20 protein-coding genes are annotated in these 24371 nt (G+C 72.1%); 15 read left to right on the top strand and 5 right to left on the bottom strand.

The window, feature by feature from the left end; translation table 11 throughout:
• Positions 1-65: 65 nt before the first annotated feature.
• A complete protein-coding gene (locus tag OG737_RS30880; RefSeq protein WP_328929487.1) occupies positions 66-488 on the bottom strand; it encodes a YjbQ family protein in 423 nt (140 codons plus the stop codon).
• Between the two features lie 193 nt (positions 489-681).
• On the opposite strand from OG737_RS30880, the gene OG737_RS30885 reads away from it, so the two are divergent.
• Positions 682-2016: an MFS transporter gene (locus OG737_RS30885; protein WP_328930532.1), complete on the top strand. Its 1335-nt coding sequence runs from the start codon at positions 682-684 to the stop codon at positions 2014-2016.
• Positions 2013-3248, top strand: a complete 1236-nt coding sequence (locus tag OG737_RS30890) for an anhydro-N-acetylmuramic acid kinase (RefSeq protein WP_405922239.1) — start codon at positions 2013-2015, stop codon at positions 3246-3248. The genes OG737_RS30885 and OG737_RS30890 overlap by 4 nt, the downstream gene beginning before the upstream one ends.
• 4 nt (positions 3249-3252) lie before the next feature.
• On the opposite strand, the gene OG737_RS30895 is transcribed toward OG737_RS30890, so the two are convergent.
• Positions 3253-5796: an MDR family MFS transporter gene (locus tag OG737_RS30895; RefSeq protein ID WP_328929489.1), complete on the bottom strand. Its 2544-nt coding sequence runs from the start codon at positions 5794-5796 to the stop codon at positions 3253-3255.
• A gap of 121 nt (positions 5797-5917) precedes the next feature.
• Between OG737_RS30895 and OG737_RS30900 the strand changes: the two genes are divergently transcribed.
• Positions 5918-6418 carry a hypothetical protein gene (locus OG737_RS30900; protein ID WP_328929490.1) on the top strand — a complete coding sequence of 167 codons (501 nt, stop codon included), beginning with the start codon at positions 5918-5920 and terminating at the stop codon, positions 6416-6418.
• A gap of 46 nt (positions 6419-6464) precedes the next feature.
• Here OG737_RS30900 and OG737_RS30905 read toward each other — a convergent pair whose 3' ends face one another.
• Positions 6465-7448, bottom strand: coding sequence for an aldo/keto reductase (locus OG737_RS30905; protein WP_328929491.1), 984 nt, complete (start codon positions 7446-7448; stop codon positions 6465-6467).
• A gap of 103 nt (positions 7449-7551) precedes the next feature.
• Between OG737_RS30905 and OG737_RS30910 the strand changes: the two genes are divergently transcribed.
• Positions 7552-8133 (top strand): TetR family transcriptional regulator, encoded by a 582-nt coding sequence (locus tag OG737_RS30910; RefSeq protein WP_328929492.1) that lies wholly within the window; start codon positions 7552-7554, stop codon positions 8131-8133.
• A gap of 32 nt (positions 8134-8165) precedes the next feature.
• Here OG737_RS30910 and OG737_RS30915 read toward each other — a convergent pair whose 3' ends face one another.
• Entirely contained in the window at positions 8166-9476 is a 1311-nt protein-coding gene (locus tag OG737_RS30915) for a phytase (protein WP_405676846.1), read from the bottom strand.
• Between the two features lie 173 nt (positions 9477-9649).
• Here OG737_RS30915 and OG737_RS30920 point away from each other — a divergent pair, with 173 nt between their 5' ends.
• Positions 9650-10690 (top strand): hypothetical protein, encoded by a 1041-nt coding sequence (locus tag OG737_RS30920; protein ID WP_328929493.1) that lies wholly within the window; start codon positions 9650-9652, stop codon positions 10688-10690.
• Positions 10691-10711: 21 nt separating this feature from the next.
• Here the strand turns inward: OG737_RS30920 and OG737_RS30925 are convergent, their stop codons facing one another.
• Positions 10712-12142: an amidase gene (locus OG737_RS30925; protein ID WP_405922240.1), complete on the bottom strand. Its 1431-nt coding sequence runs from the start codon at positions 12140-12142 to the stop codon at positions 10712-10714.
• A 137-nt stretch (positions 12143-12279) separates the two neighbouring features.
• Here OG737_RS30925 and OG737_RS30930 point away from each other — a divergent pair, with 137 nt between their 5' ends.
• From OG737_RS30930 to argG, 10 genes are all read left to right on the top strand, one after another.
• Positions 12280-12897 (top strand): TetR/AcrR family transcriptional regulator, encoded by a 618-nt coding sequence (locus OG737_RS30930; protein ID WP_405922241.1) that lies wholly within the window; start codon positions 12280-12282, stop codon positions 12895-12897.
• A 46-nt stretch (positions 12898-12943) separates the two neighbouring features.
• Complete coding sequence (locus tag OG737_RS30935) at positions 12944-13594, top strand: HAD family hydrolase (protein WP_405922242.1); 651 nt, start codon at positions 12944-12946, stop codon at positions 13592-13594.
• A 10-nt stretch (positions 13595-13604) separates the two neighbouring features.
• Positions 13605-14429, top strand: a complete 825-nt coding sequence (locus OG737_RS30940; protein ID WP_328929497.1) for a crotonase/enoyl-CoA hydratase family protein — start codon at positions 13605-13607, stop codon at positions 14427-14429.
• Positions 14430-14576: 147 nt separating this feature from the next.
• On the top strand, positions 14577-15935 hold the full coding sequence (locus tag OG737_RS30945; protein WP_405922243.1) for a ricin-type beta-trefoil lectin domain protein: 1359 nt from the start codon (positions 14577-14579) through the stop codon (positions 15933-15935).
• A gap of 177 nt (positions 15936-16112) precedes the next feature.
• Positions 16113-17444 (top strand): erythromycin esterase family protein, encoded by a 1332-nt coding sequence (locus OG737_RS30950; RefSeq protein ID WP_405922244.1) that lies wholly within the window; start codon positions 16113-16115, stop codon positions 17442-17444.
• Between the two features lie 106 nt (positions 17445-17550).
• On the top strand, positions 17551-18144 hold the full coding sequence (locus OG737_RS30955) for an MBL fold metallo-hydrolase (RefSeq protein ID WP_405922245.1): 594 nt from the start codon (positions 17551-17553) through the stop codon (positions 18142-18144).
• A gap of 62 nt (positions 18145-18206) precedes the next feature.
• Positions 18207-19790 (top strand): IS1182 family transposase, encoded by a 1584-nt coding sequence (locus OG737_RS30960; RefSeq protein WP_405678978.1) that lies wholly within the window; start codon positions 18207-18209, stop codon positions 19788-19790.
• A 243-nt stretch (positions 19791-20033) separates the two neighbouring features.
• A complete protein-coding gene (locus tag OG737_RS30965) occupies positions 20034-20495 on the top strand; it encodes a carboxypeptidase regulatory-like domain-containing protein (protein WP_405922246.1) in 462 nt (153 codons plus the stop codon).
• Between the two features lie 232 nt (positions 20496-20727).
• Positions 20728-22794 carry a SpoIIE family protein phosphatase gene (locus OG737_RS30970; RefSeq protein WP_405922247.1) on the top strand — a complete coding sequence of 689 codons (2067 nt, stop codon included), beginning with the start codon at positions 20728-20730 and terminating at the stop codon, positions 22792-22794.
• 44 nt (positions 22795-22838) lie between these two features.
• The gene (argG, locus tag OG737_RS30975; protein WP_328929503.1) at positions 22839-24284 is read left to right on the top strand and encodes an argininosuccinate synthase; all 1446 of its coding nucleotides are present in this window, start codon (positions 22839-22841) and stop codon (positions 24282-24284) included.
• The last annotated feature ends 87 nt before the right edge of the window (positions 24285-24371 follow it).

Here is a 24371-nt window from a genome sequence, read left to right on the forward strand (position 1 = left end):
GGCCGCCCGGGGAAAGCCACCACACACGGACGGACGTGCCGGTCGGGCGGGCGCCCGTACCGGGATCAGCCCAGGAAGGACAGCCGCACCGTGCGGTCGGGGTTGTCCCGGTTGGTGTCGACCAGTACGACCGACTGCCAGGTCCCCAGCGCGAGCTCGCCGCCGACCACCGGAAGGGTCATGTGCGGCGGCACGAACGCGGGCAGCACGTGGTCGCGGCCGTGCCCGGGGGAGCCGTGCCGGTGCTGCCAGCGGTCGTCCGCGGGCAGCAGCGTACGCAGGGCCCCCAGCAGGTCGTCGTCGCTGCCGGCGCCCGTCTCGATGACGGCGAGTCCCGCCGTCGCGTGCGGGGTGAACACGTTGAGCAGCCCGTCCCGCCCCCGGGCGGCCCCTCTCAAGAACTCCGCGCACGCGGTGGTCAGGTCGTGGACGGTTTCCGACGTGCCGGTGCGGACGTCGATGGTCCGGCTGGTGAAGGTGTCTGGCATCCGTGCATCGTCTCGCGGCCCCCGTGCGCGCCCCGGCCGCCGCACCGTGCGGCCGATCCGTTGAAAACCGCCCGCACCGCGCATCGGCGGGCGCCCGCCCGGGCAGCCAGCCCCTGTGGCCCTCCCCGCCTCCCGCCCACCGAGCCGGCCCGCGGTGTCCGCCGCGCCCGCGGCCCCGTCCGCGCCCGTCCGTATGCCCTCCGCCCGGCGCGCACTCGTCGCCGGGTCCGTCGGCAACTTCGCGGAATGGTACGAGTTCGGTGTCTACGGCTCCTTCGCCACCGTCATCGCAGCTCGCTTCTTCACTCCCGACGGCGGCGACCGGACCCAGGCGCTCATCGCGACCTACGCCGCCTTCGCCATCGCCTTCTTCTTCCGTCCGCTGGGCGCTCTCGTCTTCGGGCGGCTCGCGGACCGGGCGGGCCGCCGGACCGCGCTCGTGCTCGCCGTCTCCCTGATGACCGGCGCCACCACCCTGATCGGATTCCTGCCCGCGTACTCCACCGCCGGCGCGGTCGCACCGTGGCTGCTGACCCTGCTGCGCGCTGTCCAGGGCTTTTCCGCCGGGGGCGAGTTCGGCGGCGCCGTGAGCCTCCTGACCGAGAACGCGCCAGCGGGCCGTCGTGGCCGCCACGGCGCCTGGCAGTCCTGCACCGTCGCGCTCGGGCTCCTCGCGGGGGCGGGCGTCGCCGCCGGCCTGGCGACCCTGCTCTCCGAGAGCGCCCTGTACGCGTGGGGCTGGCGCATCCCGTTCCTGCTCGCCCTGCCGCTGGGCGCCGTGGCACTGTCGCTGCGGCTCCGACTCCCGCAGACCGCCACGCCCGGCGCCGCTGCCGCTGCCGCGCCCGTCGGCCGGGGACGGCCGGGGGACGTGACGCCCGGGTCCGCCGGCACCCCGGGCCGGGCCCACGGCCGGGCGGCCGCCCCGGGAGCGGCCGGCACGGCCCGCGCCGTCGTCCTCGGCGTCGGCCGGATCATGGGCTGGTCCGCGGCCGGCTACACCTTCCTCGTCGTACTGCCCTCCTACCTCCAGGTCACCCTGGGCACCACCTTCCAGCAGGCCCTGGCCGCCACCGTCATCGCCAACCTCGGGTTCGCCGCCGCGATCCTGCCCGCCGGGGCACTCAGCGACCGGGTCGGCCGACGTGCCGTCATGCTCACCGGCAGCATCCTCGTGGTCCTGACAGCCGTACCGGTCCTGCACCTCCTGCGCGACCCCGGCACCTCCGTCGCGGCCAAAGCCGCGACCTTGGCGGCGGCCGGCGCGATGATCGGACTCCTGGCCGGTCCGGGCCCCGCCCTGCTCGCCGAGATGTTCCCGACGCGCGTCCGCAGCACGGGACTGGGCCTGGCCTACGCGCTCTCCAACGCCGTCTTCTCCGGATGCGCGGGCCTGATCGTCACCGCGCTCGTACGGCACACCGGCAACCCGGACGTTCCGGCCCTCTACGCGGCGGGCGCCTGCGCGCTGTCCCTGCCCGCCCTGCTCACGCTGCGTTCCGACGACCACCGAAGGCCCCTGCGATGACCCACCCCACGGCGCCGCCCGCACCGTCCGCATCGCCCGAGCCGTCGACCACCGTCATCGGCCTGATGTCCGGCACCTCCTGCGACGCCGTCGACGCCGCGGCCGCCCGCATCACGTGCGACGGCCCCGTGCTGCGCCTCACCCCGCTCGGCATGGTCAGCGAGCCGTACGACGAGGAGCTGCGCCACGCGCTGGCGGCAGCGCTCCCGCCCGGCCGCACCACCCTCGCCGACGTGTGCCGGCTCGACACCCGGATCGGGCAGTCGTTCGCGGCTCTCGCCGCCCGGGCCGATCGCGAACTCTGCGCGGGCCGGGCGGATCTGATCGCCTCGCACGGCCAGACCGTCTTCCACTGGGCGGACGGCGGCCTCGTGCACGGCACCCTTCAGCTGGGCGAACCCGCGTGGATCGCGGAGTCGACCGGACTCCCCGTCGTCTCCGGCTTCCGGACCCGCGACGTCGCCGCCGGCGGACAGGGCGCGCCGCTGATCGGCCTGATCGACCGCATGCTGCTGCGCGGGCACCGCGGCGTACCGGCCGCGCTGAACGTCGGGGGCATCGCCAACGCCACCGTGCTCGCCCCGGACGGCACCCCGGCCGCCTTCGACTCCGGGCCCGGCAACGCCCTACTCGACGCCGCGGCCCGCCACTTCACCGCCGGGCGCCTCGACCGGGACACCGACGGCCGCCTGGCGGCCCGCGGCACCGTCCACCGGCCGCTGCTCGACCACCTGCTCGCCGAGCCCTATTACGGCCTGCCCGCGCCCAAGACCACCGGCCGGGAGCTGTTCCACTCCGGCTACCTGCGTACGGCCCTGGACGCGGTCGGCCCGCTCCCGGCCCCCGATGTCCTGGCCACCCTCACCCGGCTCACCGCCCGCACCGTCGCCGACGCCCTGCGCCCGTACGGAGTCACCGAGGTGCTCGCCTCCGGCGGCGGCACCCGCAACCCCGTCCTGATGGCCGCACTCGGGCAGGAACTCGGCGCCGCGGTACGGCTGCGCACCTCGGACGCGGTCGGGCTGCCCAGCGCCGCCAAGGAGGCGTACGCCTTCGCCGTGCTGGGCTACCTCACCCTGCACGGCCTGCCTGGCACGGCGGCGCAGTGCACGGGCGCGGCAGGCCCCCGGGTCCTCGGCTCCCTGACCCCGGGCCGCACGCCGCTGCGCCTGCCCACGCCGCTCACGCGGGCGCCCCACATCCTGAAGGTCACCCCGCCACCGGCCGCCTGACGTCCTACCGGACTGCCGGGTGCACCGCCGGTACGTCGTCCTCGGGCGTCTTGGCCGTGACCAGCAGCCCGGCGAGCAGCCCCGCGAGCAGCATGCTGCCGACCGCCCACCAGAGGGTGGTGGTGTAGCCGCCCAGCAGTGCTTCGCCGGCCGGCCCGGACGGCCATGCCGAGTTGCGCAGGCGGGTGACGACGATGCTGCTGAGCAGCACGCTGCCGAGCACCCCGCCCACGTACTGGGCCACGGTGACGGTCGCCGAGGCGGCGCCGGAGTGCTGCGGGGCGACGGCGGTCGCGACGGCGAGGACCGGCATGAAGGCCACGCCGATGCCGAGGCCCATGAGGAGCATGCCGGGCAGTACCTGGACCACGTTGGCCCCGTCGACCGTGAGTCCGGTCAGGAGCACCAGCCCCAGAGCCGCGGTCACCAGGCCCGCCGCGATCAGGACGCGCGGTGCGAAGCGGTGCTGCAGGCGGGCGGAGAGCTGGGTGGAGCCGATGACGACCGCGGCGACCATGGGCAGGAGGGCCACTCCGGTCATGGCCGGGGTGTAGCCGAGGACGCTCTGCAGGTAGAAGGTCATGGACGGGAACGAGGCCAGGACGGCGACGCCGGCCAGGAGCATGACGAGGACGCAGCCGACGCGGTCGCGGCCCGCGACGCCGTACGGCGAAGGGTGCCGGCCCGCCGTCCTGGTCTGCCACCACAGGAAGGTCACGAACAGGGCGACGCCCACCGCGAACAGGACGAGGACCAGAGGGGCCGTCCAGCCGAGGGCATCGACCTCGGTGAGGCCGTAGGTGAGGGTGGCGAGCGCACCGGTGCCGAGCAGCAGGCCGAGCCCGTCGAAGCGGGCGCCGGTAGTGCCCAGGCGGTCGTGGACCAGGGGGAACGCGCTGATCAGGGCGATCACGGCGAGGAGGACGGAGGCGTACAGGGACACCCGCCAGCTCAGGGATTCGATGAGCCAGCCGCCCGTGAGCAGCCCGAGTGCCGAACCGCCGCCGGTGATCGCGGCGTAGATCCCGAAGGCCCTGCCGCGTTCCTTCGGGTCGGTGAAGCCCGTGGCCACCAGGGCCAGCGCGGACGCCGTCAGCAGCGCGCCGGAGAGGCCCTGCAAGCCGCGGGCCCAGACCAGCAGGCCGGAATCGCCGGCCGAGCCGGCGAGCGCGGAGGCCGCCGCACATCCGGCCAGTCCGATGACGAAGACGAGCTTGCGCCCCACGAGGTCGGCGACGTACCCGCCCAGCAGCAGCACGCCGCCGAAGGCGAGCGCGTAGGCCCTGAACATCGAGGCCAGACCGTGGGAGGGAAGTCCGAGGTCGGCCTGTACGGCCGGTACCGCCATGTTGAAGGTCGCCGTGTCGAGCAGCACCAACAGCTGCGCCAGGGCGATGACCGGCAGACCCCACCAGCGCCGGGGGTGCGGGGGCGCGGGCCAGGGGCCCGGGGGCGGTCCGAAGCCCTGCCCGGGGCCGCCGTGCGCGAAAGTCGTCGGGGAGTACGCGGGCGGCGGCGGGGGCAGCGGCTGGGCCCGGGCCAGGTCCTGGGGCTGAGGCCGCGGGGGCGGGATGCGGGGGTCCGGCTGCGCCGTGGGTGCCTCGGCGGGGGCTTCGGTGGGGGATCCAGCGGGTGTTGCGGGGGCGTAGTCCAGCAACTGGGCGGCATGGCGGCCGAGTTGTGCCAACACCGCGCCCGGCAGCCACTCCGTCGCCTGATCCGTCGCCTGATCCGTCGCCGTGCGCGCGGCCACCTGCTGGGGGGTGGGCCGCCTCGCAGGGTCCTTGTGCAGGCATTCGCGTACGAGGTCGACCAGCGTTTCCGGTACGCCGGTGAGGTCCGCCTCCTCCTCGGCGATCCTGAAGAGGTGGGCGTTCAGGCCGGTGTCCTTGGCGCCGAACAGGAGGCGCCCGGTGGCGGCGTAGACCAGGACGGCGCCCAGGCAGAAGACATCGCTGGCGGGGGTGAGTTCGAGACCGCGGACTTGTTCCGGCGACATGAAGCCGGGGGAGCCGATCAGCATGCCGGTGTGGGTGTGCAGGCTGTCCCCGGTGAGGCTGTCCATCGCCCGGGCGATGCCGAAGTCGATGACCCGGGGCCCGTCGACGGTGACGAGGACGTTGGACGGCTTGAGGTCACGATGGATCAGGCCCGCCTCGTGCACGGCCTGCAGGGCGACGGCCAGGCGGTTGGCGAGCGTGTGCACCGAGTGCTCGGGCAACGGCCCGAAGTCCTGGGCCACCACGGTGTGCAGATCGGGCCCCGGAATGTACTGGGTCGCCACCCAGGGCACGGCGGCGTCCGGGTCGGCGTCGAGCACGGCCGCCGTCCAACTCCCGCCCACGCGCCGCGCGGCGGCCACTTCACGGGCGAAGCGCCGGCGGAACTCGGGGTGCCCGGCGTACTCGGCCTGCACGACCTTGACGGCCACGGTGCGGCCGCCCTCGGAGCGACCCAGATAGACCAGGCCCATACCGCCGGCGCCCAGCCGGGCGATCAGGCGGTACGGGCCTATGCGGATCGGGTCTTCGGTGATCAACTGGTCCACGGGGAAAAGGTAGTACAGCGGTCCGACAGCGGTGGGGCCATCAGGCAAATCGTCCGTACGCGGCCCACTTCGGCTCCGACGGCCGCTTCGTGCTCCCGGGGCGCTGTGCATACTGCTGGTCATGACGTCCACGATCGCCTCCCGCTTGCACCTGATGATCACCTTTGTGCTGGTGACGTGCGGGGCGGTCGGCGGCGCCTGTTTCGGTCTTCTCCTGGGTGGCCGGTCGGCGGCTCTGGTCGCCGGGGGAGCGGCCGGCCTGGGCGCGGGGATCGGTTCGTTCCTCTCCCGCCGCCAGGTGGTGGAGTTCTTCCAGCCGGAGCGGGCCGTCACCCGGGTCGACGGGTACGCGGAAGGGATCGCCGACGCGGTCCTCGTGAGCATCGCGACCTACCAGTCCGCGGTCTTCCCCCTCACTGCGGAGGGCGTGACCGACGCGGAACGCGATGCCCGCCGTACCGTCGCCTACCGGGTCGCCGCCTACGACGGCCTGCCCCTGGCCGTAAGGGTGTCGGCGGCCGCGGCCCTGGAAGCCGTTGACCAGGGCCTGGACGCCGAACGGGCCCAGGCGGCGGTGAAGGCCCTGTCCCTCACGGTCTACGACCACCGCGGCGGCCGCTGAACCCGCGCGGCCCGCCGGGCGTCGCGGTCCGGGTCCCGTGGGCCGGTCAGCCGTTCAGCGACTTCATCAGCTCGGGGGAGTAGCGGTCGCCCGAGGCCACGCCGTGCGGGGCCACGGCGTCGATGGCGGCCAGGTCCGTGTCGCTGATCGTCACGGCGGCGGCGGCGATGTTCTCCTCCAGGTAGCGGCGGCGCTTGGTGCCCGGGATGGGCACCGCGCCCTGGTGCAGGGTCCATGCCAGGGCGAGCTGCGAAGGCGTGACGCCCTTCTCGGCGGCGAGGCGGCGCACCTGCTCGACGACGGCCAGGTTGCGGTGGAAGTTCTCGCCCTGGAAGCGCGGGTCGGTGCGGCGGAAGTCGTCGGCGGCGAAGTCGTCAGGGCTGGTGATGGCGCCGGAGAGGAACCCCCGGCCGAGCGGGGAGTAGGCGACGAGCCCGATGCCGAGCGCGCGCAGGGTGTCGAGGACGCCGTCGTGCTCGATGCCGCGCTCGAAGAGGCTGTACTCGGTCTGTACGGCGGCCAGCGGGTGGACGGCGTGGGCGCGGGCGATGGTGGCGGGCGCGGCCTCGCACAGGCCGATGTGGCGGACCTTTCCGGCGGCGACGAGATCGGCCAGGGCGCCCACGCTCTCCTCGACGGGCACGTCCGGGTCGATGCGGTGCAGGTAGTAGAGGTCGATGTGGTCGGTGCCCAGGTGGCGCAGGGAGCGGTCGGCCGAGCGCCGGATGTAGTCGGGGGTCGCGTTGTGGCCGACGAAGGCTCCTTCGTCGGTGAACTCGATGCCGGTCTTCGTCGCGACCACGGCGGATTCGCGGCGGCCGGTCAGCGCCTTTCCGAGAAGCCGTTCGTTGCGGAACGGGCCGTAGCCCTCGGCGGTGTCGAGCAGTGTGACGCCGAGCTCCAGGGCGCGGTCGATGGTGGCGAGGGACTCGGTCTCGTCCGTGGCCCCGTAGTGGGCGCTCATGCCCATCAGCCCGAGTCCTTCGGCGCCGACCTTCAGTCCCTGGCTGCCCAGTGTGCGGATGTCCATCGGGGTCTCCCTGGCGAGTAAGTAACTAACTGGATAGATAGAGCTTGCACCCTGCCTTGCGGCGATGTCAATAACCAGATAGTTACTTGCTAGGGTGTGAGGTATGGCACGGGATTCCAGCGCGACCAAGGCCCGCCTGCTCGACGCGGCCTTCTCCGAGTTCGCCGCGTACGGCATCGCCGGTGCGCGGGTCGACCGCATCGCCGAGGCCGCGCAGGCGAACAAGCGGCTCATCTACGTCTACTACGGCAACAAGGAGCAGCTCTTCGACGCCGTGCTCCAGCAGGCCCTGGAGGTCGGATCGGAGTCCGTACCGTTCGACGCCGACGACCTGCCCGGCTACGCGGGCGCCGTCTTCGACCACCTCGTCGAGCGGCCGTCGCTGATGCGTCTGGTGCTCTGGAAGCAGCTGGAGCGTCCGGGGAACACGGACACGACGGCCGCGTCCTACCGGGGCAAGATCGCGGCCGTGCGGCGGGCGCAGGAAGCGGGGCGGATCGACGCCGGGATGGACGCCGCCGATGTGCTGACGCTGGTGATCGCCATGTCCCAGGCGTGGTTCGGCGCGGTGGGCGGTCCGGCGGCAGACGAGACCGGCACCGCCTGGGCGCCCGGGCAACTCGCCCGCCACCGGGCGGCGATGGTGGAGTCCGTACGCCGGATGATCGCGCCGCCCGGGGATTAGGGTGCCGGCGCGGCGGGATCGGCTCCGGTCCGTCAGTCGTCGAGGGCTTCCAGGACCTTGCCGAGGTCCACGAACTTGAAGCCGGTGGCGGTGCGCTCCGCGGCCTGGGGCGTCTCGTGTCCGTCCTGGACGACGAGGAGGCCCTTCGGGTACTTGCTCCCGAGAGGGGCGCCCAGGGCCGCGGCGCCGTCGCACTCCTCGGAGCCGTCCAGGGTGCGGGACGCGGTGACGCGGAAGCCGCCCTCGTACTCGTTGCCCTCGTCGCTCTCACGGTCGTAGGCCGCGAAGGTGTTGTCGCCCTGGCTCGACGCGAGCAGGTAACCGTCGCCGTCAGGCTGCGTGATCAAGGTGAGCCCTTCGACGTCGGCCGCGAGCCGGCGGCCGCCGAAACCGGGATCGGGCCCCGGAGTGCACTCCTCGGTCTCCGCGTCGTAGGTGCCGGGCCTTCCGTACTCGCGGACCTTGTCGACCAGTTGCGGGGCCGCCGTGAGGTCGGCCCGCAGGCGCCAGATGCCGATGTCCTCCTGGCCCGCGTAGAGCGTGCCGTCGTCCGGGTCGACCACCATGCCTTCGACCTGGGGCAGTTCACCGGGTTCCGCGCACGGGGACCAGGAAGCGCCGTCCGGCAGGCGGAAGGAGGAAGGCAGGTCGAGGGTGCGGACCTTGCGGTAGTCGACGGTGCCGGAGCCGGTGGCCACGAGTTCGAGCAGGGCGACGGTGGTGGTCTTGCGCCGGCTGACGAGTGCGTAGGCGCGGCCGGTGGCCCGGTCGGTCCAGGTGGCGAGGCCGTAGGCCGTCCGCTGCTCGTTGACCTCGTGCTGGTCGGCGGAGAAGACGGGCCGGACCGCCGGATCGGTGACGTCGGTGAGCGGCCCGCCGGGCCGGGCGGGGTCGATGCGGTAGAAGCGCAGCCGGTCGTTTCCGCGGTCGCTGGTCACGGCCAGGTCGGCGCGTCCCGTCGAAAGCCGCAGCCCGTGGACGAGGTCCACATTGTTGAAGCGGCCGGGTGCGTCGCCGGGTGCGGGGCTGCTCGGCGCGGGCACGGACTGGATCTGCTGGGCGTCGAGGTCGTAGACCCGCAGCCCTCCCTCCTTGGCCGTGGCCACGACGAGGCTGCGGCCGGGGTCGGCCGCGTTGCGCCAGATCGCCGGGTCGTCGGCGTTCGCGTTGCCGCCGGCCTCGTCGTCGTACAGGGCGGCGGTCTCGGCCCGGGCGGTGACCGCCGGCAACGGGGCGGGCCCGGTCCGAGAGGTGTGGGCCTGCGCGGGCACGGCCGCGGCGAGCGCCGCGAGGGCGACGACGCCGGCGATCACGCCCGGCCGTCGAATGCGGGAGAGGGGCACGAAGCGGCTCCTTCACGTCGGAACAGATCGTGACCAGGTTCGGCACGGTTCGTAGCCGGTGCCCCATCCCGGGGTGGAGTTGACGTGAACACTTCATCAGCTGTGCGGGTTTCGGGCGGGTCCGCACCCGGCGCGTGGGAACCGCGCGGGGAGCGATCTTCGTCGTGTCGGTCGTGACTGACATTACCGACCTCACCGTCGAGCAGCTCGCCGAAGCCTGGCAGCGCATCCGTGACACGTCCCCCGCGGACGAAGCGGACCCCTTCGTCCTGGACTGCGCCCGCAGGCTCTCCGCCGACCCGGGCGGGGAACAGGCCCACGTGTGGGTGTCCGGGCTGTTGGCGATGTCGGGCCACCTCGCCCGGCGTCCGGTGCGGGAGGCCGAGCGCGCCGCCCTCGACGCCCTGCGCGCCGCGGTCAAGGAGCTGGGTCGCCGGGCCTGCTCGCACGAAGACCACCCGTACGAGTCGGAGATGGACTGGATCGAGGACGAGATCTGGCTGGGTGACAACGGGCTGCTGACCGGCGAACTCCCGGGACAGGACGCCGACGTCGACGCCGGCAAGGTGCTGTGCCCGGGCAACGTGGCGGGCTGGGCGCGCCTCGCCGTGGACGTGATCGCGCCGCTCACCGTCCGCCGGATCCCCGTGGGCGCGCCGGCGGACCACCAGAGTTCCATCAGCACCCTGTCGGGGATCGTGAACGACTACCCGTACTGCGATCCGCACGACGTGCTGATCGACGAGGCCGCCTGCCTTCCTGCCCGGCCGACCCGCGGAGTGCTCGCGGGCTACCTCGTGACCATGAACGCGACCTGCTGGTACGCGGCGTCGGAGAGGATCACCGACCGCTCGGTACCGGCCTCGATGGTCAAGGGGGTCGAGGCCGCCGTCGCGCTGCTGGAGGACGGTCCGTGCGCCCACGGCCCCGGTGAGCATCCCGATACCGGCGACCCGGACTACGCGAGCCAGGTCGGCTACCTGCTGCGCAGCCCGGGCGGCCGTGCCGAGATCGCCGAGTATGACGGGTGGGACGAGGACGGCGAGGACGGCGAGGACGGCGAAGGGGGCGACGGGCCCGGCGAGGACGAGCCGCTGGACGCGTGGGTGTGTCCCGCGTTCCTGCGCGAGCTGGCGTCCGAGACGATCGGCACGCTGAGGGGAGCCCTGGCGGCGTTCGACGACGTGCCGACGGAGAGCCGGGACGGCGCCTGACGCGGGGCGTGACCGGCGGGCTCAATCCGCCGGACCGGCCCCCCGCGGGTCGATCGGTGTGAGGACTCCCAGCCGGTCCTCGACCGCCTGGGCCGCGTCCAGGCACAGGTCCTCCCGGAAGGCGCGTCCGACGATCTGCACTCCGCAGGGGAGCCCGTCGGCCGGACCCGTCGGCACGGCCACGGCGGGCACGCCCGCGAAACTGGTCGCCGTGCACAGCCGCATTCCCGAAGCGACCCGGTCCCGCCCCGCCCTGTCCCGCGACTCCAGCCCCGGCTCCACCGGTGGCTCGGTGAAGGACGGGCCGAGCAGGAGCGGGTACTCGTGCAGGAATTCGGCCCACGAGCGGCGGATGCTCATCCAGGTTCCCATCAGCTTCACCAGCTCGTCCGCGCTCGCGGGCGGGGTCCGCTCCATCGCCATCCCGATGTAGCGGTCCCCGCCTTCGCCGAGCAGCCCGCGCACCGCCGGCCAGGTCGGGGCGAACTCGGTCACCGTGATCCGGCCGTAGGCGTCCAGCGCCTCGTCCAGCCTCGGTACGTCCGCCACCTCCCGCACGTCGTATCCGGCGGCACTCAGTGCCCCGGCCGCGGCTTCGACGGCCGCGCGCACCGTGGGATGGACGCCGTGCCCACCCGGGTCGGCCACGACCGCGACCTTCACCGGGCCGCGGAGGGGTTCGCCGTACGCCGGCACCGGTACGGCCCGCGGGTCGCGCGGATCGGTCCCCGCCAGCACCTCGTACGCCAGCCTCAGATCGCCCACGGTCCGGGCCAACGGGCCGTCGGTGACCAGCATCTGGGACGCCGGGCCGGGGTCGTCCGGGCCGAGGACGCGGTGGTCGGCGGGGAACCGCCCGGTGGTCGGCTTCAGCCCCGCCACTCCGCAGAACTGGGCCGGGACGCGGATCGAGCCACCGGAGTCGTTGCCGAGGCCGAGCGCCGCCATGCCCGTGGCGACGGCCACCGCGTCGCCCCCGCTGCTGCCGCCCGGCGTCCGGGCCGGGTCCCACGGGTTGGCCGTGTCGCCGAACAGCTCGCTGCGCGTGTGCATCCCGGCCAGGATCAGGGTGGGTACGTTGCTGTGCCCGATCACGATGGCCCCGGCGGCGCGCAGCCGGGCCACCGGGGGCGCGTCCGCCGTCGCGACCAGATCGCGGAAGCGCGCCACGCCGAACGTGGTCGCCGCGCCTTCGACCGCGGTGGTCTCCTTCACCGTGAACGGCACGCCCGCGAGCGGCCCCAGCACCTCACCGGCGGCCCGCCTGCGGTCGGTGTCCGCCGCCGCCTCGCGCGCCCGCTCCGCCAGGAGCTGTGTGACCGCGTTCACCCGCGGGTTGACCGCGGCGATGCGCTCCAGGTGGCTCTCCACCAGTTCCGCCGCCGATACCTCTCCGCTGCGGACGGCCTCCGCCTGCGCGGCGGCCGGCCTCTGCCACAACCCCTCTTGCATGACTCGTACGCTCCCCACTCGACTGTTCCGATGCGCTCGCATCGGAACAACGGAAACAATAGCCCGGGATCCGATGCGCTCGCATCGAATAGAGTGGCCGCACGACAGTCCGCGGTGGAACAGGGAGACGACCGGGCATGCCCAGGCAGGTGGACCACGAGGGCCGACGCCGGCTGATCGCCGAGGCCGTCTGCCGTCTCGCCGACGAACGCGGGCTGGAGGGCGTGACCCTGCGCGACGTCGCCGCCCGCGCACAGGTGTCGATGGGCGCCGTCCAGCGGTGCTTCCGCACCAAGGAAGAGATGCTCGTCTTCGCTCTCGGGTCCATCGGCGAACGGATCGGCGAGCGCGTACAGGCCCGCCTCGTCAGGAGCCCGGCCCAGTCGGCAGCCTCAGCCCTGGGCCACGCGGCCACCGAGATCGCACTGCTCGGGGAGGAGCACCGTGCCGAGGCCAGGGTCTGGCTCGCCTTCGTCGCGCAGGCCGCCGTGAGCAGGGCGCTCGCCGAGACGCTGAAGGCGAACTACGCGGCCCTGCAGGAAGCGTTCACCAGTCTCATCTCCGAAGCCTGCGAGGGCGCGGTACGCGCCGTCCCCCTCGACGCGCGACGGGAGGCCCGCGCCGTCCTCGCGCTCGCGGACGGCCTCACCGCGCACGTCCTCATCGGTCACCTCACCCCGCAGGAGGCCCAGGACGTCCTGCACGCGCACTTGAGCGGCCTCTGGGACACGGCGACCGTCCCGCGCCCGCTCTGAGGCACCTCGGTGGTGCGCTCCGCACGGAACCGCCTACGCTGCGGGGATGATCAAGCCCATAGAGCTGGTGATATTCGACTGCGACGGAGTGCTCGTGGACAGCGAGCGCATCGCCGCGCGCGTCCAGGTGGCCTTGGGAGCGGAACTCGGCTGGCCCATCACCGAGGACGAGGTCATCGACCGGTTCATCGGCCGTTCCAACGCGTCCGTCGCCGAGCAGGTGGCCGCCCGGCTCGGTCGGGAAGCAGCCGTGACCTGGACGGAGCGGTTCACGGAACTCCACCGGGAGGCGGTCGACGCGGAGTTGTCGCCCGTGGAGGGGCTGCCCGGGGCACTCGACGCGATCACCCTGCCCACCTGCGTCGCTTCCAGCGGTTCGCACGACAAGATGCGCCACACCCTCGGGCGGACCGGTCTCTACGAACGCTTCGCCGGCCGCATCTACAGCGCCACGGAGGTCTCGCAGGGCAAGCCGGCCCCGGACCTCTTCCTGTACGCCGCCCGGCAGATGGGCGTCGACCCCGCTGCCTGCGTGGTGGTCGAGGACAGCCGCCCGGGAGTACAGGCCGCACGCGCTGCCGGAATGCGCGCCTTCGGCTACGCGGGCGGGCTGACCCCCGCGGAGCGGCTTGAGGGACCCGACACCACGGTCTTCCACGACATGGGCGAACTCCCCGGGCTCCTCGAGGCCGCTTAGGCTGCCGGTCATGAATACGGCCAAGACCGGCGGTGCGACCGACGAACCGCACGGCACGACCTCCGAGCCCGTACGCGTCAGTCGTCAGGGGGCGGTGACGACGATCAGCCTGAACCGGCCGCACGTCCGCAACGCGGTGGACCGGACCACCGCGACGGCGCTGGCCGAGGCGTTCCGCGCCTTCGACGCCGACCCGGAAGCGGCCGTGGCCGTCCTCCACGGTGAGGGAGGGACCTTCTGCGCCGGTGCTGACCTGAAGGCCATCAGTGACGGAAGGGGCAACCGGGTCGCCGCGGACGGCGACGGACCCATGGGCGTCTCCCGGATGCGGCTCTCCAAGCCGGTCATCGCCGCCGTCAGCGGACACGCGGTTGCCGGCGGCCTGGAACTGGCGCTCTGGGCCGACCTCCGGGTGGCCGACGAAAGCGCGGTGTTCGGGGTGTTCTGCCGCCGTTGGGGTGTACCGCTGATCGACGGCGGAACCGTACGGCTGCCCCGCCTGATCGGCACGAGCAGGGCGATGGACATGATCCTCACCGGCCGGGCGGTCGATGCCGCCGAGGCCCTGCACATCGGCCTCGCCAACCGCGTGGTCCCCGCCGGAGAGGCGTTGGAGAAGGCCCAGGAACTCGCCGCGCAGCTGGCGCAGTTCCCGCAGACCTGCATGCGCCACGACCGCATGTCGGTCCTCGAACAGGAAGGCCTCGACGAGAGCACCGCCCTTGCCATCGAATTCGGGCACGGCACCGTCCCGCTCGCCGCCGAAGCCGTGACCGGGGCAGCCCGGTTCGCTTCCGGAGCCGGACGCCACGGCCTCGGAAGCGGGCCCGCCTGACAGGGGGTGAGGCCCGCGTGGCCGCCAACTCGGCTGGCTGCGTGGGCCTTTGGCGCGCTGGCCTATCATCGATCCGATTTCCGCCGCCCGTGCCAGCGCGGGCAGGCGGGAAGAGATTCTCGATGAGAGGGCAACGAGCACTTGCGATTGACAGGCAAGCACCGGATATCCATCGTCGCCGCGGCGGCCGCGGCGGCGATCGTGGGAAGTCTGCAACTCCCCTCCAGCGCGTTCGGCACCGAGGACACCGGGACCACGGAGAGCACCGCGCCTGAGGCGGCGCGTTCCGAGTCGGCGCCGCCGGCCGCGGAGGCACCCGACGCCCACACGGAGGCACCCGACTCGCACGCGGAGGACTCCGCCACCCAGGTCAGCGACACCACGGCCTTCAAGGACGGCGTCATGTCGCTCAGCGCACAGGCAGCCCGGCCCGCGGCGAGGTCGGCCGCGGCCGCCGCGCCCGCACCGCCCCAGGGTGAAGGGTGGAAGCTGAGCGGCGCGACCAAGTGGCTGCAGACCGGCTACACGATCAAGTTCTACGACCAGAAGTCCGCCGACTGGCTGGCCCCGTACGTACAGGCATCCGCCGCGGACCTGCGGCGGATCACGAACCTGCCGGTCTCCGTCGACACCAGGCCGGTCGGCTGGGACTACGTCAGGCCCAGGGGCGAAGTGGTCATCGGGGTCCTGCACCGCCCGTGCCTCCCGCCCGCAGGGGAAGGCAGCATGGGCAGTACCGGCTGGAAGGTGGTCCGCGACGGATCGGGCAGCGCGAACCTCAGCTGCGGCTTCACCGCGTCCTCGCTGGCCGACACCGTGACCAGCGGACACGCCTACATCGACGACGAGTTCTTCACCTCGGCCGGCAAGCCGACGGCCGCCATGGGCGAGACGTACATGCGCAACCACGTCAGCCACGAACTCGGGCACACGCTGGGCCTGACGCACGCCAACCGCAGCCTGACCAAGAGCGACTGCGTCAAGGGCACCGACTCCGGCCAGTTCCCGGTCATGTGCTCACCCACGTACGCCTACCAGGACAAGCGCGCGGGCACCTACGTCCAGCAGTTCGACGTGCAAGGCCTGCGCCTCCTCGCCGCCGGTGCCGGCGCCGCGCTGTCCCCGCAGGGCAAGGTGAGCGGACTCGGCGGCAAGTGCCTCGACGTCAAGGGCGGAAAGGCGGCCAACGGCACGCAGATCCAGCTCTACACGTGCAACGGCTCCGCGGCGCAGTCGTGGATCCTCGGCAAGGACGGTACGTTCCGCGCGTTCGGCAAGTGCCTGGACAACGCGCGCAACGCGAGCACCAACGGCAACAAGATCAGCCTCTACGACTGCAACGGCTCCGCGGCGCAGCGCTGGTCCGTCAACGCCAAGGGCCAGATCGTCCACGTGGCGTCCGGCAAGGTCCTCGACGTGACCGGCGGCGCGACCGCCAACGGCACCGTGGTCCAGCTCTACACGGCGAACACCAACAAGCGCCAGGTCTGGGTCACCCCGAAGTAGCCCGGCCCACCCCCGTGCGCCGTACCCGGGCGGTACGGCGCACGGGGCGGGCCTCACCCGCCGCGCCTCCGCGGCCGCCCCGGCAGCCAACTGCCGCAGGGGCGGTGGGGACAGCTCCAGTTCCGGACTGGGGCTGGGCCCATGGCGGCCGTCCCGCTCGGCGGGAAGTCTCGGATCATGAAACGAAACAAGGCAAACCTGGCCGTACTGCTCCTCTCCCTCGGTGGGCTGGTCGCCGCCGCGCCCGTCGCCTCGGCACAGCCGCCGGTGCCTGCCCTGGAACGCGACGCGCACGCTCTGCGCACCACCGACCCCCAGGCGGACCTGGCCGATCTGCGCCCGGTCGGCCGCATGGTGAAGGACGCCCGGGTGGTGGGTCTGGGCGAGGCCACCCACAGTTCGCACGAATTCCTCACCATGAAGCACCGGGTCTTCCGCTACCTCGTCGAGGAGAAGGGCTTCCGCACCTTCGCCCTGGAGGGGAGCTGGAGCACCGGACTGCGGCTCAACGACTACGTGCTGCGCGGCGAGGGCGATCCGGAGCTGATCATGCGCGCGGAGTTCCAGAGCAGCTACGTCTTCTGGAACAGTGCCGAATACCTGAACCTGCTGCGCTGGATGCGCGGTTACAACCTCCGGCATCCTCACGACCCGGTGCAGTTCATGGGCGACGACTTCGGGTACGCCGGTCCGGAGCTCTACGACAAGGTCACCGGTTACGTGGCCCAGGCCCACCCGGCACTGATGGCACGCTTCACCGAGCTGTACCGCGGCCTGCGGCCCGCGACCACCCCCGAAGCCCACATGAAGGAATATCCCGGGCGGCCGCTCGCCGAACGCAAGGAGATCGCCGACAGGACCGGGCGCGCCCTGGAACTGCTCAAGCGGCAGGGGCCCGGCGCGGGGACCGACACCGAGGCGTACGACTGGGCGGTACAGCACGCCACCGCCATCGACCAGACGGCCAGGGGATACGCCTTCGACTTCGACGACCAGCAGCAGGGCGCCCAGGCCATGAGCTACCGGGACGCGATCATGGCGGACAACGTGGACTGGTGGCAGAGGCACACCGGGAACAAGGTGGTGCTGGCGGCCCACAACGGGCACGTCGCCCTGCGGACCCACGACCCGGAGCACTATCCCGAGGTGCAAGGGAGCCATCTGCGCGACAAGTTGGGCAAGAACTACCTGAGCATCGGCTCCACCTTCGACCAGGGCTCGTTCAACGCCGTCGGAGACGACGGGCAGCTGAAGGGCTTCGCCGTGGGGCCCGCGAAACCCGGCAGCAACGAGCACACGCTGGACAAGGTGCGCCACCGCGACTACGTACTGGACCTGCGCACCGCCCCGCCCGCGGCCCGTACCTGGCTGGCCACGGCCCGTCCCGCCAGGAGTATCGGCGGGGCCTATCCGGGGCCCTACGGGCCGGAGGCCGACATCGCACTCGGGCAGTCGTACGACATCGTCATCCATCTTCACCGGGTCGGTGCCGCTCGCCTGATGCCGTAGCCGAGGGCGGCGGCGTGGCGCGTGGCAGAGGGGCATGGCACGAAACCTGCGATCATCGGCAGAAGAGCCACTCGTGGCCCGTCGGCCGTGGCGCGAAGCTAGAGCCATGACAGACAAGCCCCTCGGCCGCAGCGCCGTGTACACCGTCCTGACCACCGGCTACACCACCTCCACCGGACCGGGGGTCGCCGCCACCGTCTCGTACGTGTCCGACCGCGACCGGCACGTGATCGTGGACCCGGGCATGGTGGCCCACCGTGACCGCATCCTCGGCCCGCTCGCGGAACTGGGCCTGGGACCGGACGACATCACCGATGTCGTGCTCAGCCACCACCACCCCGACAACACCATGAACGTGGGCCTGTTCCCCGAAGCGTGGGTCCACGACCACAAGGCGGAGTACCGGAACGACCAGTGGACCGACCGGGACGCCGAGGGCCATCAGCTCACCGAGTCCCTGCGTCTGATCCGCACTCCGGGCCACAGCCCCGAGGACATCACCCTCCTCGCCGGCACCGCCGACGGCGTGGTCGCCTTCGCCGGTGACCTCTGGTGGCGCCCGGACGGCCCGGCCGAAGACCCGGTGGCCCCGGACCGGGACGACCTGCGCACCTCCCGCCTCCGTGTCGTGGCGGCGGCCGACGTGATCGTCCCGGGCCACGGGGGCGCCTTCCCGGCGGGGGAGGGGGTGCCGCTCTAGAAGGCTGATGAAAATGTTGGGTTCTGGCCCCGCCGCGGGAGCGGCGGGGCAGACTCGTTTTCGTGGTTCAAGGGGAGTGGGTCGGGGAGACGGTCGGGCCGGATGTGTGGGCTACGTGCCGGGAGTTAATCCCGGTCGGGAGCGTGTTCGCGTTCCTGGCCGAGCACCGTGGGCAGCTATTTCCCGCGGTGATGTTCGAGGACATGTATCCGTCGGCGAACGGCCGTCCGTCAATGCCTCCGCAGGTTCTGGCCGCGGCGATCACTTTGCAGGCCCTGCATGGGATGTCGGACTTCGAGACGGTCCAGGAATTACGCTGTGACCTGCGGTGGAAGGCCGCGTGTGGGCTCGGCTTGCACGATATGGCGTTCGATCCTTCGCTGCTGGCCTACTTCCGCCGCCGCCTGGCCCGCTCGGCCCGCCCGAACCGGGTCTTCGAGGCGGTGCGCGAGGTCGTGAAGGCCACCGGCGTGCTGAAGGGAAAGCACCGGCGGGCACTGGACTCCACCGTCCTCGACGATGCGGTGGCCACCCAGGACACCGTCACCCAGCTGATTTCCGCCGTGCGGGCAGTGATCCGTGAGGTCCCCGGCGCCGGACCTGTCGCGGCCGTGCAGTGCACCGCCCACGACTACGGCGACCCGGGCAAACCGAGGATCGCCTGGAACGACCAGCAGGCCAGGGCGGATCTGGTGGACGCCCTCGTTGGTGACGCGCTGCGGCTGCTGGGCCACCTGCCCGAACAAGAACTCGGCGAGAAGGCCGCGAACGCGGCCGGCCTGCTGGCCCTGGTCGCAGGCCAGGACGTCGAACCGGCCCAGGAGTCCGACGGCCGTGACGGACGCTGGCGCATCACCCGGGGGACCGCACCCGACCGCGTGGTGTCCACGATTGATCCCGAGGCCCGGCACATCCACAAGAACCGAACCCGCCATCAGGAGGGCTTCCGTGCGCATGCCGTGTTCGAGCCCGAGGCGGGACTGTTCACCGAGGTCGCTCTCACCGCCGGCAGCGGAGCCGACAACCACGAGGCCGCCGTCGCCCCAGACCTCCTCGCCGAGGAGGACCAGGAACTGACCGTCCTCGGCGACACGGCCTACGGCACCGGCGACCTCCGCCAGAGCCTCGAAGCCGACGGCCACACCCTGGTGATCAAGCCGCCGCCACTGCGGCAGGCAGTCCCCGGCGGATTCAGCACGGACGATTTCCAGGCCGATACCCAGGCCGGGACCGTCACCTGCCCGGCCGGCCACACCAAGCCCCTCGGCCGCCCCCTCGCAGGAGGCAACCGCCAGGCCCAGTTCAAGAAGCTCTGCCTCGATTGCCCTTTGCGCGACCGCTGCACCAGGTCCAAGACCGGACGCGTCTTCAGTGTCCATCCCCAGTACGACCTCCTCAAAGCCGCCCGGGACCAGGCCGCCACCAGCCAGGAATGGCAGGACGAATACCGCCGCTGGCGACCACCCGTCGAACGCGCCATCGCCTGGCTCGTCGCCAGAGGCAACCGCCGCGTCCCCTACCGCGGCGTCCTCAAGAACAACACCTGGCTCCACAATCGGGCAGCCGCCCTAAACCTCCGCCGCCTCATCAACCTCGGACTCACCCACACCGGCACCACCTGGGCCCTCACCCCCGCCACCACATAGACCCAGGGGCCACCCGGCCTACGGCCGGACAGCCCCACAACAAGATCTTCATCAGCCTTCTAGCGCCGCCTTCGCCCCTGGTCGGCGGCCACCGCCGCATCGCACCCCAAGGGCCGTACGGCGTCAGGCGAGCCGGCGTCGGGCCGCCACCGGGGCGGTGGCGACCCACAATGGCCGCAACTGGCGGCATCGGTAGGGCTCGGACAGACTGGTTGGGGGTGTCAGGGGCGGGAGGAGACTCCGATGTTCGGACATGTGCGATCACTCCATGACAAAGATCCGATCCTCATGATCAAGGTCAGCGTCTATCGCGGTGATCTGACGGCCATCGACCACGTCTTCACCAACGACGAGGGCCGATACGACGTGGAAATTCCCGCGGGCGCGACGGTCACCGTGCGGTTCGACACGCATCACTCGCTCAACAACGCGGAGGATTGGCAGCCGTCGGTGGTCGCGAACGTCGTTGCCAGCGACGACACTCCCTCGGACCGGTACCTGGTTCGACGAGGTCATGATTCCGACGCGGTGTCGGCCATGGACGCGCTGAGCGGATATCTGATCGCCGCGGCATCGAGTGACGTCGAGGGGGACGCGCAGTACGCGGACACGGCGGTGAAGCGCCTTGCGATGCTCAAACAGCACACCCGGGTGCTCCAGGACCTCCAGCAAAAGCTCCTCGACCACTTCGCTGAGCAGGCGTAGCGAGCGCACTTGACCGATCGTCAGGGGTGCCGCCCCGGACCCGTGGGCACACCCTCCGCGCCCGGCGGCTTCCGTATCGCGTCGGCTTCCGGCGTCCGGTACCTCCGGCGAAGCGGCGTCGCCGAATACGGCCGGGAGGCGCCGCCGCGCCGGACGGCAGACGATGGACTCGTGGAGACGCGGATCCCCGCAGGTAGGGCCAGGGCGGCACGGCGTAGGGTGCAGGTGCCACATGAACGAGCACATCCCGGTCGACGAGCTGATCAGCGGCGCCGCACAGGCCGCCGGCGGCTGGCTGGGCTCGCTGCCGGTCGCACTGGTGGCCACCAGCGCCGACGGGACGATCGTGCGTTGGAACCAGGTCGCGCAGGAGCTGCTGGGCTACACCCCACCGCAAATGCTGGGGCACAACATCGCCGAGCTCGTTCACCCAGGAGCCGATCGCAGCCTCGGGCGCTCACTCTGGGAGGCCGCCGCCTCCGGTCGGGGCGTCATGGGCACGGTGACCGCCTGGCACCGCGACGGGCACCCGCTGGAGCTGGAGATCTGGGCCTCTCCGGTGTCCGACCGCCGGCACGAGGCGGCCACGGTGCTGGTCTTCGCCGCCGATGCCCACGCGGCACGCCGCATCCGGGGGTCGTCGGCGGTATGGGACGGCCTGTTCGCCCGCTCACCCGTCGGCATCGCCATCCTCGACACGCAGCTGCGGTTCCTGCAGGTCAACGCCGCACTCGAAGCGATGAACGGGCTGCCCGAATCGGTGCACGTGGGCCGTCGCCTGGCCGAGATCCTCCCTGAGGTGAACGCCCTGGAGATGGAGGAGGCGATGCGGCAGGTGATGGAGACCGGGGAGCCGGTTCTGGATCGCCGCCGCGTCGGCCGGACACCGACCGCATCCGACCGCGACCGGGTGTGGTCGTGCTCCTACGTGCGGGTGGAGGATCCCGCCGGCATGCCGATCGGTGTCATCGCCTCGCTCGTCGACATCACCGAGCAGCAGCGCGACCACGAGGAAGCCGAAGCTGGCCGGCGCAGGCTCGCCCTGCTCAACGAGGCCAGCATGCGCGTCGGGTCCAGCCTGGATCTGGAGCGCACCGCGCAGGCACTCGCCGACCTGGCCGTGCCGCGCCTCGCCGACACCGCCACCGTGGACATCCTGGACGCCCTCGCCCGCGGTGACGAGCCCGGCACGGGGCTGGCCGGCGGGGTCGTCCTGCGGAGGCTGGGCAAGGCTCCGCTGGCCGGATCCAGGGTGACCGAGGTCCTCGCCCGCCTCGGCGGGAAGCTCGTCTTTCCCGCGGCCGCCCCCTACACCCAGGCCCTCGCGGGCCGGCAGCCCTTCCTGATCGCCCGCCTCGACGAACGGGCCGTGGCCCCCGCCGCCCCGCATTCGGCCAAACCCGCGGAACTGCTCGCCATGGGTGTGCACTCGTTCCTCATGGCCCCCCTCGTGGCGCGGGATTCGGTGCTCGGCGTCGCCACCTTCTACCGCACCCGCCCGAGCGAACCCTTCGGCTCCGAGGACGTCACCCTCGCCGCCGAACTCGCCGCACGCGCCGCACTCAGCATGGACAACGCGCGGCTCTACCACCGTGAGCACGAGACCGCGGTGATCCTCCAGCGCAGCATGCTCCCCCAGCACATCTCCCCGCCCCCCGGCATCGAGGTCAGTCACCGCTACCTGCCCGCGAGTGACGTCAACGAGGTCGGCGGGGACTGGTACGACGTCCTGCCCCTGACGGGCGGCAGGGCGGGCCTGATCATCGGCGACGTCATGGGGCACGGCATCGCCGCGGGCGCGGTCATGGGCCGGCTGTCCGCCTCCGTACGGGCCCTGGCACGCCTGGACCTCTCGCCCGTCCGGCTGCTGCACCAGCTGGAAGCCGCCCTCTGCGACCTCGCCGAGCCGATGCTGGCCACGCTCCTGTACGTCGTCTGCGATCCGGCCACGGGACACTGCACCGTCACCCGGGCCGGACATCCGCCGCCCGTACTCGCACTGCCCGACGGAACGGTCCGGCTCGTGGACACCCCGCCCGGGGTCCCCCTGGGGGTCGGGGGCGTCCCCTTCACCCCCACCGAGTTCGACGTGCCCGCCGGCGGCGTGCTCGTGCTCTACACCGACGGACTGATCGAAGCCCGCGGACACGACCTCGACGAGCGGCTGGCCGAGCTGATGAGGCTGCTCGCCGATCGTCAGAGTCAGCTGGACCATGTGTGCGACTCGCTGATCACCCACCTCGTTCCGGCGGCCGCCGACGACGACATCGCGCTCATGGTCGTGCGCATCGGCCAGTGACGAGCGACGTTGCATGGATATGCGAGATGGTGCATACTCTTTCCATGTCCAAGGTCCTCACCTCCCTCCCCGCCGGCGAACGCGTCGGCATCGCCTTCTCGGGCGGCCTCGACACTTCGGTCGCGGTCGCGTGGATGCGCGACAAGGGCGCCATCCCCTGCACCTACACGGCCGACATCGGCCAGTACGACGAGCCCGACATCGCCTCGGTGCCCGGCCGCGCGAAGACCTACGGTGCCGAGATCGCGCGCCTGGTCGACTGCCGCGCGGCACTGGTCGAGGAGGGTCTGGCGGCGCTCACCTGCGGGGCGTTCCACATCCGCTCGGGCGGGCGTTCCTACTTCAACACCACGCCGCTCGGCCGCGCCGTCACGGGCACCCTCCTGGTCCGGGCGATGCTCGAGGACGACGTACAGATCTGGGGCGACGGCTCGACCTTCAAGGGCAACGACATCGAGCGGTTCTACCGGTACGGCCTGCTCGCCAACCCGCACCTGCGGATCTACAAGCCCTGGCTGGACGCGGACTTCGTGACCGAGCTCGGCGGCCGCAAGGAAATGTCGGAGTGGCTGCTCGCCCACGACCTGCCCTACCGCGACAGCACGGAGAAGGCGTACTCCACCGACGCCAACATCTGGGGTGCCACCCACGAGGCCAAGACGCTGGAGCACCTCGACACCGGCGTGGAGACCGTCGAGCCGATCATGGGCGTCCGGTTCTGGGACCCCTCGGTCGAGATCGCCGCCGAGGACGTGACGATCGGCTTCGACCAGGGCCGCCCGGTGACGATCAACGGCAAGCAGTTCGCCTCCCCCGTCGACCTGGTGATGGAGGCCAACGCCATCGGCGGCCGGCACGGCATGGGCATGTCGGACCAGATCGAGAACCGGATCATCGAGGCCAAGAGCCGCGGCATCTACGAGGCGCCGGGCATGGCCCTGCTGCACGCGGCGTACGAGCGCCTGGTCAACGCGATCCACAACGAGGACACCGTCGCCCAGTACCACAACGAGGGACGGCGCCTCGGCCGGCTGATGTACGAGGGCCGCTGGCTGGACCCGCAGGCGCTGATGGTGCGCGAGTCGCTGCAGCGCTGGGTCGGCACGGCCGTCACGGGCGAGGTGACGCTGCGGCTGCGGCGCGGTGAGGACTACTCGATCCTCGACACCACGGGTCCGGCGTTCAGCTACCACCCGGACAAGCTGTCCATGGAGCGCACCGAGGACTCGGCGTTCGGCCCGGTGGACCGGATCGGCCAGCTCACCATGCGCAACCTCGACATCGCCGACTCGCGCGCCAAGCTGGAGCAGTACGCCGGCCTCGGCCTGATCGGCACCGACCACCCTGCGATCGGTGCCGCCCAGGCGGCCGCGACCGGGCTGATCGGCACCCTGCAGGAGGGCGGCGCCGAGGCGATCGCCTCCCGCGGCGAGGTGTCCGACGACGAGGAGATGCTGGACCGCGCCGCGATGGAGTTCGGCACGGACTGACCAGGAACCACCGGAAAGGCCGGCCCGGCGTCGTTGACGCCGGGCCGGCCTTTCCCTTGTTGTGCCCCGTCAGGGCAGATCGGGCCT

It is taken from the genome of Streptomyces sp. NBC_00122 (genome assembly GCF_045160845.1).
GTDB lineage: Bacteria > Actinomycetota > Actinomycetes > Streptomycetales > Streptomycetaceae > Streptomyces.